This window comes from Polynucleobacter sp. 35-46-11, assembly GCF_002281105.1.
Window position 1 is genome coordinate 1 of sequence record NZ_NCFJ01000095.1, and the last position, 7,137, is coordinate 7,137.

Below are 7,137 nucleotides of genomic sequence, written 5' to 3' on the forward strand. Positions count from 1 at the left end.
TAAGCATAGCCCTCGCGCTAAAGGCCCATTAATTGCCTTTAGTACGGCCGCAGTACCAAAGGATTTATTGGAGTCTGAATTATTCGGTCATGAGCGTGGTGCATTTCCAGGAGCTTTGACCTTGCGTCGTGGTCGTTTTGAGCAGGCCGACGGTGGCACTTTATTTTTGGATGAGATTGGCGACATTCCTTTTGATCTACAAACTCGCTTATTACGCGCATTAACCGATGGTCATTTCTATCGTGTTGGTGGACAAGATCCCATCAAAGCCAATGTGAGAATCATTGCATCAACCCATCAAAATCTTGAGGCTCGGGTTGCTGCTGGTGCTTTCCGTGAAGATTTATTGCATCGCCTCAATGTGATTCGTTTGCGTATGCCAGCTTTACGTGAGCGCGCGGAAGATATTCCAGTTTTGGCAAGGCATTTTATGTTGTCCTGCGCCAAGTCTCTTGGTGTTGAAGTTAAAAAGCTGTCAGATGATGTCTTAAAAGAAATTAGCGTTATGCCATTTCCTGGTAACGTGCGCCAACTAGAAAATCTTTGTCATTGGCTCACAGTAATGACGCCGTCTAATGTTATTGGAGTAAGCGATCTACCTGCTGATATTTTGGCAGAGGCGGGTGAACAGCCAGTCATATTGCAAGGTGAATCTAACCCTGCAGCACAAGTGGCGAGCAGAGTTGGCTCAGCGGACTGGGAGGGTGGATTAGGCCGTTTGGCAGTCAAAATGCTACAGGATGGAGACTCAGAGGTATACGACGTCCTGTGTTCCAAGTTTGAAAAAGCAGTATTGCAGGCAGCTCTTGAAGTAACTCGCGGAAGACGCGTCGAAGCTGCCCAGCGCCTTGGAATTGGCCGCAATACGATCACGCGTAAATTACAGGAGCTTGGTATTGATGGCTGAGTCTGTGAGGATTGCCGCGTGGAATGTCAACTCATTGAAGGTGCGTTTACCTCATGTATTGAAATGGCTGCAGGATCAAGAGAAGGTGAAAAAGCCGATTGATGCACTGTGCCTTCAGGAGCTTAAGCTCACTGATGATAAGTATCCACATCAAGAGCTTGAAGAGGCGGGTTACCTCAGTATTGCTGCTGGTCAAAAGACTTATAACGGTGTTGCCATCATCGTTCGTAAAGCCGCATTAGCCTCGATTGCAAGCAATCATGAAACGACATTTTTAAAGCCAATCCGAAATATCCCTGGCAACACGGATGAACAGCAGCGTATTTTGGCGGCTACAGTTTGCTTTAAAGGAATGCAGCCTATTCGCTTGGTATCAGCTTATTTCCCTAATGGTCAATCACCCGATAGCGATAAGTTTGTCTACAAATTAGCTTGGCTCAAAGCCTTAGAAAATTGGTTAAGTGAAGAGTTGGCCCAAAACAGTCGCTTAGCACTTTTAGGGGATTTCAACATCGCGCCTACAGATGATGATGTACATGACCCCTCTAAGTGGATTGGTCAAAACCTCGTTTCTCCACCAGAAAGAGAGGCGTTTCAGCAGCTACTCAATCTAGGGCTTACCGATTCTTATCGGATGTTTGAACAGGCGCCTAAATCCTTTAGCTGGTGGGATTACCGCATGATGGGTTTCAGAAGAAATGCTGGAATGCGGATTGATCACATTCTATTAAGCGAGGCCCTTAAAGATAAATGCACAGAAAGCATTATCGATAAAGAGCCCCGTACTTGGGAGCAACCTTCAGATCATGCTCCCGTCATTGCAAAGATTTCAGCCTAGAACTTTTAGCTTCACTGGGTGACTAGGCCCCCGTGACGAAGTAGGGCATCAATACTTGGCTCTCTGCCTCTAAATGCCTTGAATGACTCAGCTGCCGGACGACTGCCACCTACCTCTAAGATCTCTTGGCGATAACGAGTGCCAGTTTTTTCATCCAGCACACTACCAGTGAGTTTTGCTGCTTCTTCAAAAGCAGAGTACACATCCGCAGAGAGTACTTCAGCCCATTTATAGCTGTAATAGCCTGCGGCGTAACCGCCTGCAAAAATATGGCTAAAGGTATTAATCCATCGAGAGATGGCAGGCTGAGGAATCACATTGAATTGATCCGCAATGCTCTTAGATAGATCCAACACCGCCTGTCCTTTTGCATTTTCAACATCAAAATTAGCGTGCAGACGCCAGTCGGTTAGAGACATCACCACTTGACGCAATGTCATGTAACCATTTTGGAAATTCTTGGCCGCTAGAATCTTTTCATAGAGCTCTCTGGGGAGCGGTTTTCCAGTCTCTGCATGTGCGGTCATCTTCTCTAAGACTTCCCATTCCCAGCAGAAATTTTCCATAAACTGGCTTGGTAACTCCACTGCATCCCATTCAACACCATTAATGCCAGATACGCCTAGGGCACTTACCTGAGTTAAGAGGTGGTGCATGCCATGACCACTTTCGTGGAATAGGGTGATGACATCATCATGAGTAATAGTGGGTTGACGCAGTACGCCATCAACTTTTACTGGCGGCGCAAAGTTGCAAACCAAATACGCTACTGGCACTTGAATCTCACCATTCGGTAATTCTCGTCGACCACGCGCATCATCCATCCAAGCGCCACCACGTTTACCAGGGCGAGCATATGGGTCAAGGTAGAAGTAGGCTACAACCTTGTCTTCAGTATTCTTAACCGAGAAGGACTGAACATCCGAATGCCATGTTGGTAGATTGGCGCTCTCAATATTCACGCCAAACAAAGTCTGGATTACTTGAAAGAGCCCATCCAGCACTTTGGGCAGCGGGAAGTATTGCTTCAGCTCATTCTCAGAGAATGAGTAGCGCTCTTGTTTAAGTCTTTCTGAGGCAAAAGCAATATCCCATGGCTCTAATCCATCAATAGTCAATTCAGTTTTCGCAAACTCAGAAAGCTCTTGCCAATCTTTCTGTGCAAATGGTTTTGCTTTATGTGCAAAGGTAGTTAGGAAAGTATCTACCTCACTGACACTACTAGCCATTTTGGGGGCTAAACTCAGGGCAGCATAGTTTTCAAATCCCAGCATGCGTGCTTCTTCATCACGCAATTTGAGTTGCTCCAACATATTTGCAGTGTTATCCCAATCTAGCTTCCCCTTTGAAAATTGGGGTGCTAATTCCGAGGCTCGAGTGACGTAAGCTTCATACATCAAGCGACGGAGTGCGCGATTCTCTGAATACTGCATGACTGGGTAGTAAGAGGGGAAGTGGAGGGTAAAAGCCCAACCTTGCAGACCCTTTTGCTGGGCAGTATCTGCTGCTGCAGCAATAGTATCTTCAGGCAATCCAGCTAACTCAGATTTGTCGGTAATGACATGGACAAAGCTATCAGTCGCATCTAAAACATGGTCAGAAAATGCTTTTCCTAATAATGCTTGTTCATCCTGAATTTGAGAAAAGCGAGGCTTATCAGCATCACTGAGTTCGGCGCCACCAAGACGAAAATCCCTTAAAGAATTTTCAATCACTTTTCTCTGTGAAGCACTCAAATTGGCATAGTCAGCACTTTGACTAAGCTCTTTGAATCTTTGGTAAAGCGCTAGGTTTTGACCTAGGCTGGAGAAGAATGCAGTCACCTTGGGGATCATCTCACCATAAGCTGCTCTCAGTTCTGGGGTGTCTGCAACACTATTGAGGTGCGAAATTACCCCCCAAGATCTGCTGAGGGATTCGGTAGCATCTTCGAGAGGCTCAAGAAGTTCGTTCCAACTTGCTGGAGTCTTTGGGTCGATTGCTAGAGCTACTGCTTTTTCCGCCTGTGCCAGTAGAAAATCTATCGCAGGTTGAATGTCCGAAGACTGGACTTTGGAGTAGTCGCAAATACCGCGACCGAATGAAATAAGTGGATTCTGTTGTAGCACAGTAGAAGCTTGTAGAGGGGTAGATGTAGTCATCCCTCTAGCTTAATGGACTGAGAGCAATTTTGCCAAAAGTCTCAATCAATTCCTTAGTGTTTTGCTGCCTTTTCTGCCGCTTCTAAGGTGTTCATGAGGAGCATGGTGATCGTCATGGGGCCGACGCCACCAGGTACAGGCGTGATCCAGCCAGCAACGTACTGGGCTGCATCAAAATCGACATCACCACAAAGCTTGCCATCAGGCATGCGATTGATACCTACATCGATTACAACAGCGCCATTTTTTACCATATCGCCAGTAATCATTTTGGGTTTGCCGGTAGCAACTACCAAGATGTCAGCATCTTTGGTGTGATGCGCCAGATCACGCGTTTTGCTATTACAAATCGTGACTGTAGCGCCTGCTTGTAGCAAGAGCATTGCCATTGGCTTGCCAACGATATTGGAAGCGCCCACGATCACTGCACGTGCACCCCGGATGGGGTATTCAATACTTTCGAGAATCTTCATGCAGCCATACGGCGTACATGGCTTGAATTCAGGTTGGCCCACCATTAAGGCGCCAGCATTCGCTACGTGAAAACCATCCACATCTTTTTCTGGGGCAATAGCTTCAAGAACACGTTCCGCTGCAATGTGTTCTGGCAAGGGAAGTTGAACCAAGATTCCATGAATGGAAGGGTCAGCGTTGAGGGTGGCAATACGAGCTAGTAATTCTTCCTCACCCAAATCAGCTGAATAACGCTCAAGCACAGAATGAAAGCCGACATCTTCACAAGCCTTTACTTTATTGCGGACATAAACCTGGCTTGCTGGGTTCTCTCCAACAACAATGACTGCTAGGCCTGGTCTAACGCCTTTGGCAGTGACGATTGCGCCACGGGCAGCAATTTCAGTACGAAGTTTTTTGGATAAGGCAACGCCGTCGAGTAGCTGTGCAGGCATAAGAAGTTAGTTAGGTTGTGGGTCTGATAGCGCTAAGCGGAGTAAGTCAGCAACAGTATTTACATTGAGCTTTTCCATAATATTGGCACGGTGTGCCTCAACAGTTTTAATAGAGATGCTAAGGTCATCTGCAATCTGTTTGTTCAAGCGGCCAGCCACAATACGTTCGAGAACTTGGCGCTCACGCCCAGTAAGTTTACTTAAGAGGCTCTGAGTGATTTTGCGTTGGCTTGCCTGAGAATAATCAACGCGTGCTTTTGCAAGCATACGATCTACCAAACCGCAGAGGTCGTTTTCTTTAAAAGGCTTTTCAATAAAATCAACTGCGCCACGTTTCATTGTTGAAACTGCCATTGATACATCGCCATGACCAGTGATAAATGCAACTGGCATTGGTAGATTTTCGCTTATCAAACGTTCTTGTAATTCAAGGCCTGACATGCCTGACATTCGAACATCTAAAATGGCGCAAGAGATCGTAGATCTATCAGTGCTTTGAAGCGACTGCAAGAATCGCTCAGCGCTTGCATGGCAGCGTACAACATACCCATTGCTTTCTAGTAGCCAGGTGAGGGAGTCACGAACTGCCTCATCGTCATCTACAACATAAACCACTTCAGCTTGGTTGGGTTTGGTAGCTGCACTGATATTCATATTAGTTCTCACAGATAAATCTAAAAATACATAAATTAACTACTTACCATTGAGCCCGGAGACTCTAGGGGTAATAATATTGTAAAGGTGCAGCCAGACAGCTTTGTTTGTTCTGCATCCATCTGATTTTTTGCCCAAAGTCGACCCTGGTGGGACTCGATCACAGACCGGCAAATATTGAGACCCATGCCCATTCCATCGTTTTTAGTGCTAAAAAAGGGCTCAAACATCCGTTCGATAACGGAATCAGCGATTCCAGCGCCAGTATCAGTCACTTGGATCCGGAGCATTGCGGGAAAAGTGCTGGTTTCTAGATCGGCTGAAATTTTGACTGGAGGGGCAGACCAGCGAGATGAGAGAGGGTAAACCTCTCGCATACTATCCAAGGAATTCTTAAGAAGGTTTACTAAGACCTGCAAAATTAACACGGGATCTACATCAACCGGTGGGATATTTTCAGCAATTTCTGTAGCAATGTTCAGGCGGTGTCGATGGGCTTCGATCTCCACTAAGCCAACCGCATCATTAATAATTTCACTGATGTCAGAAGATTTTCGTTGTGGTTCACTACGCTTCACAAAACCTTTAATACGCTGAATGATGGTTCCAGCTCTATGCGCTTGGTCGGAGGCTTTTTCTAGCGCAGGAAGAATATCTTTTTGCAAGCCGGGTTCAAGTTGCCCTTGCAATCGTTTAGCTACACCCATGCAGTAGTTGGAGATTGCGGCGAGCGGTTGATTTAACTCATGAGCAAGTGATGACGCCATTTCACCCATAGTTGTTAAGCGGCTAGAGAATTGCATACGCTCTTCTTGTTGACGGGCTAAATCTTCCGCTTCAATACGAATCGTAATATCTGTTGCAATCAGTAGTTGCGCTAACTGACCATCAACCCACGGTAAAAAACGTCTACGTACTTCATACCACTTTGAAGTTCCTGTTGCTGGATCCAGTAATTGAATTTCTTCTGACTCTGTTTCTTGATGCAGGGACGAGGCTGAACTGGCCTCAATTGAAGCTTGAAATATTTTTTGTTTGATCTCACCTCCGGCTAAATCACAATGACCTTTAGCAGAGCTACCAAAACGTTCGCGATAGAAGCGATTTGCAAACAATAGCTCACCCGTTTCATTGGAGACCACTGAAACTGATGCATCTAAACCTTCTAAAACAGTAATGAATCGCTCTTGTGACGCAGCTAATTCCTCACGAATTTTCTTTGGCTCAGAAATATCAATTAATGAGGTGATCCAACCAGTTTGTTTGCCCTTTTCATCAATCAATGGAGCAATAAATGTTCGGGTCTGGATGACTGAGCCGTTACGGTGGAGGATTGAGCCCTCGACCCCAATCTTCTTATCTTGATTGAGGGTCATCTGGAGAGCTTGATGCATTTTTTTGGTGAGCTCCTCCTTTTGATCCTCAGGCCAGAAAGCAAAAGGGGGACTAAGTCCTATCAGCTCTTCCGCAGACCAACCAGTCATCTCGCAAAAAGCAGGGTTGACATAGGTGATCGCCCGATTCATATCATGTGCGCGAATTCCAACTGGCGTTGAGTTTTCCATCGCACTACGAAAATTTGTCTCAGCCCGAAGATTTGCTTCTACTTCTTGCCGCACTTGCATCTGCTTTAAAACAGACCACAAACTCCAAATCACGAAGGCACTTAAACCCAGAACAACGCCAATC

The 7,137-nt window shown here is 46.0% G+C and carries 6 protein-coding genes; 2 read left to right on the top strand and 4 right to left on the bottom strand.

From position 1 onward, the window contains the following. Positions 1 to 907: sigma 54-interacting transcriptional regulator (locus B7Y67_RS08590; RefSeq protein WP_293598290.1), on the top strand; the 907-nt coding region annotated here is incomplete at its 5' end. Further along, positions 900 to 1,745: an exodeoxyribonuclease III gene (gene xth / locus B7Y67_RS08595; protein WP_293598296.1), complete on the top strand. Its 846-nt coding sequence runs from the start codon at positions 900 to 902 to the stop codon at positions 1,743 to 1,745. The genes B7Y67_RS08590 and xth, both read left to right, overlap by 8 nt. An 11-nt stretch (positions 1,746 to 1,756) precedes the next feature. On the opposite strand, the gene B7Y67_RS08600 is transcribed toward xth, so the two are convergent. The 4 genes from B7Y67_RS08600 to B7Y67_RS08615 form a co-directional block, all read right to left on the bottom strand. After that, complete coding sequence (locus B7Y67_RS08600; protein WP_293598291.1) at positions 1,757 to 3,886, bottom strand: M3 family metallopeptidase; 2,130 nt, start codon at positions 3,884 to 3,886, stop codon at positions 1,757 to 1,759. Between the two features lie 53 nt (positions 3,887 to 3,939). Then, positions 3,940 to 4,794, bottom strand: a complete 855-nt coding sequence (gene folD, locus B7Y67_RS08605) for a bifunctional methylenetetrahydrofolate dehydrogenase/methenyltetrahydrofolate cyclohydrolase FolD (protein ID WP_215300931.1) — start codon at positions 4,792 to 4,794, stop codon at positions 3,940 to 3,942. 6 nt (positions 4,795 to 4,800) lie between these two features. Beyond that, the gene (locus B7Y67_RS08610; RefSeq protein WP_215385745.1) at positions 4,801 to 5,448 is read right to left on the bottom strand and encodes a response regulator; all 648 of its coding nucleotides are present in this window, start codon (positions 5,446 to 5,448) and stop codon (positions 4,801 to 4,803) included. A 35-nt stretch (positions 5,449 to 5,483) separates the two neighbouring features. Then, on the bottom strand, positions 5,484 to 7,137 hold a 1,654-nt coding region (locus B7Y67_RS08615), incomplete at its 5' end, for a PAS domain S-box protein (RefSeq protein WP_293598292.1).

Bases quoted from the DNA above. Each gene is read 5' to 3' on its own strand.
- folD (WP_215300931.1), bottom strand. From the start codon at position 4,794: ATGCCTGCACAGCTACTCGACGGCGTTGCCTTATCCAAAAAACTTCGT.
- B7Y67_RS08600 (WP_293598291.1), bottom strand. From the start codon at position 3,886: ATGACTACATCTACCCCTCTACAAGCTTCTACTGTGCTACAACAGAAT.
- B7Y67_RS08610 (WP_215385745.1), bottom strand. From the start codon at position 5,448: ATGAATATCAGTGCAGCTACCAAACCCAACCAAGCTGAAGTGGTTTAT.
- xth (WP_293598296.1), top strand. From the start codon at position 900: ATGGCTGAGTCTGTGAGGATTGCCGCGTGGAATGTCAACTCATTGAAG.